3 protein-coding genes are annotated in these 2,825 nt (G+C 33.2%); all 3 read right to left on the bottom strand.

Annotation, left to right across the window (positions count from 1 at the left end):
* Nucleotides 1-126: 126 nt before the first annotated feature.
* Nucleotides 127-1,311 (bottom strand): Coenzyme F420 hydrogenase/dehydrogenase, beta subunit C-terminal domain, encoded by a 1,185-nt coding sequence (locus JQM82_RS14885; RefSeq protein ID WP_235251186.1) that lies wholly within the window; start codon nucleotides 1,309-1,311, stop codon nucleotides 127-129.
* Between the two features lie 21 nt (nucleotides 1,312-1,332).
* A complete protein-coding gene (locus JQM82_RS14880) occupies nucleotides 1,333-2,406 on the bottom strand; it encodes a polysaccharide pyruvyl transferase family protein (protein WP_235251185.1) in 1,074 nt (357 codons plus the stop codon).
* Between the two features lie 46 nt (nucleotides 2,407-2,452).
* Nucleotides 2,453-2,825 (bottom strand): polysaccharide biosynthesis C-terminal domain-containing protein (locus tag JQM82_RS14875; protein WP_235251183.1); only part of this gene is annotated, 373 nt, incomplete at its 5' end.

Genomic DNA, 2,825 nt, shown 5'->3' with positions numbered 1-2,825 from the left:
TTATAATTTTTATTAAAAAAATATCCGCGCCACATAAGTAATGATAAGTGCTTACTAATAATGCCCCTAAAATACAATTCAAATTCTTTGTTGCTTGTTATTAATACATCTTCCCAAATCTTTCATTTATATTTTCTGTTTTATAAGTTTCTTAATCTTTCGTATAATCTTCATTACTACATTCAGTTTAGAAACTCTTTGCGCATTTTTTTGAACAAGGACTTGTTCTGCTTCATCAAATTTTCCTGCAACACATTTTTCGAGCATGAGCTCTCTTTCATCCGCAGCAGATGACGATACTATTAAAGACGGATTTCTAAAACTCGCTTGATTCAAACTCATTTCTCTTATTACCAGTCTATCTGCTATTCTATCCAACATAGTCATTCCTGCTTTTGTATGTATCAGCACCAAGGAAGTACCTTTGTCATCATCCATATCAGGTGCCACGTCCCAAATTCCCCAAAAATCGCCCAAAGTTACATCGCTTACTCTTTTCGCCCCTTTAAAATGGCAATCTGTGCAACTAGCTCGGTTTATATAATCAGATACAAATAATTGCATATATAAGTCATCTCCACTAAATGCGGAATAGATTTTACCACCCTCATATTCATATTCATTTGAATACCGATACTTACTCCAACCAGATGATTTTGAACGCAGATTAATTTTAATAGGTAAGATGCCCTTATTATCTTTTTCAGCACGATAATTAACATAGTTTTGCCATACTAACGGAGACGGCACACCATGACACACAAAATCTACTGTAATAAGGGTTGAATAATTCTTGGTCAAAAACGATTTTAGACCAGCAATCTGACATGGTAACCCAACAAACAAAACATCTCTTCCCTCTGTTAAATACTTTTGAACTTCGTGAAAACACTCTCTCAATTCACTTTGTGCATATTTTGCTCCTCGCAATTTAGAGAGATCTTCTTTGCTACTTATTTGAATATGCTCCACCATATACTCATTATTGTACGCGGCTCCAAATACAACTCCATTTCGATTCAATACCTCAGTAGCAATTTCAGAAAAAATTCCTCCTGAAGAACTATCCATTCTCACATTATCATCTTGAACATACGCTGCATAAATAGAGATAAGTTCTTTATTTGTCACCTTTTTGCCGACCACTGGACATACACTTTCACATATTTTACAATTAATACAGGTATTTGTATCTACAACAGGAAACTTAAATCCATAACAATCAGCTTGCATAGTAATGCAATTCTTAGGACATGACGTATAGCAAGCCGTACATCCCGTACATTGTCGATTGTTAGCTAATTCCGGCATATTTCTTCCCTCCGTCAAAAACTAGTATATCCGCTCTTTTAAATAATTAAGCGCAATCAGCTTCTGTTCTTCTATAATTTGATCTACTTGTACATAATCAACAACTTTCATTTTTTCTTTGCCAACTACATTCTCTAAGTGGAGCATCTGCAACAATGTAGAAATTCGTGTATTTAATCCTTCTCGATTATATACCGAAAACTGTTTATGAAATAGAACCGAGAAAACAGTAGCATGAAACGAATTCGTACAAATATAGGCAGCATGGTGAATCAGATAGATAAATTCAGCAGGACCAATACCATAATATTGATATTTACTTAAATCATAAATGTCAATTACTTCCCACTTATTAGCAGATGCCATTCTTTCTACCCTCTCCATAACATCTATTTTTTCTTCTTCAAGAATATATACAAGAATATATTGTTCCTTATCAACTTTGAACTCCGGCTCACATTCGATTCTCTCCCATTGTTCAGCCGTAAGTAACATAGTTGGATCAACTAACACTCTTGCATCAAAAATTCCAGCTTTCTCCAAAATGGCTAACGCAGAGTTCTCTCTTACAGAAATATTTGTAAAATCTTTTAATCTATCTTCAATTATTTTTTGCTTATCCATGCTAAATTTACCCATTCCAAAGCTAGCTGCATAAGCAATTTTTTTGTATGGTGGGGCAAAACATAAAAATTCGAGAGATGAAATAAACGGTATTTCCAAATTCCAAACCTGATCGCTACCAGTAATAAAGTAGTCATAGTTATCCGAAAAATGATTAGGTAATAAATCTCCATTAACCACTTCTTTTGACCATAAAATGTAACGCTTATTAAATTGACTAAACTTGATTTTCTTTCTTATTTTCGGATGCTTAACAAAATACAGTAAAACTTTAGAAACAAAATCATTTCGGAGAACTTTGTAAATAACATCCAACTTAAAAATACCGCATCCAACTTCACCAGCAAAATTTTTTACCGTAACCACATTACTATCTGTATTTATACGGACAGCTTCTTGAAGTGCATAGTTCTGCAATCTATTCCCAAAATTACTTCCATTACAAATGGTAACAATACACACTTGTTTCATTTCTAACCCCTCCAACCATCATCGTAATACATAATTCAAAAAACTATTATTTCCGGAACCAATCAATAACTTTTCTGATCGGTTTTCTTACCATTTCTTTTTCATACTCATTAAACGAGAACTTGTACATCAATAATATGTAAACAAAAGTATAGACACAAATCTGTACCAATAATGTTCCCCAATTTTCAATGTTTATATTTTTTCTAACACTGATTCCAACAAATAACATTATTACAGGCACTATTGACATTCGAATAATATTACTCCAAAACTTAAGAATATTCAAACCTATCACTTTATAGTAATATAGGTTCATGATAATCCCCTGCCCAACTATATAAGAAACACCAGAACAAAGTGCAGCTCCTATTGCCCCTAAGTACGGAACAACAATATAGGTTGAAACAACATTTACT

This window comes from Faecalicatena contorta, assembly GCF_021531995.1.
Lineage (GTDB): Bacteria > Bacillota > Clostridia > Lachnospirales > Lachnospiraceae > Dorea_A > Dorea_A contorta_A.
Note: the sequence above shows the minus strand (reverse complement) of the source record. Positions and strands in the feature narration are given on the sequence as shown.

What these genes read in the sequence shown, in the direction of transcription:
- JQM82_RS14885 (WP_235251186.1), bottom strand. Translation starts at nt 1,311, where the DNA reads ATGCCGGAATTAGCTAACAATCGACAATGTACGGGATGTACGGCTTGC.
- JQM82_RS14880 (WP_235251185.1), bottom strand. Translation starts at nt 2,406, where the DNA reads ATGAAACAAGTGTGTATTGTTACCATTTGTAATGGAAGTAATTTTGGG.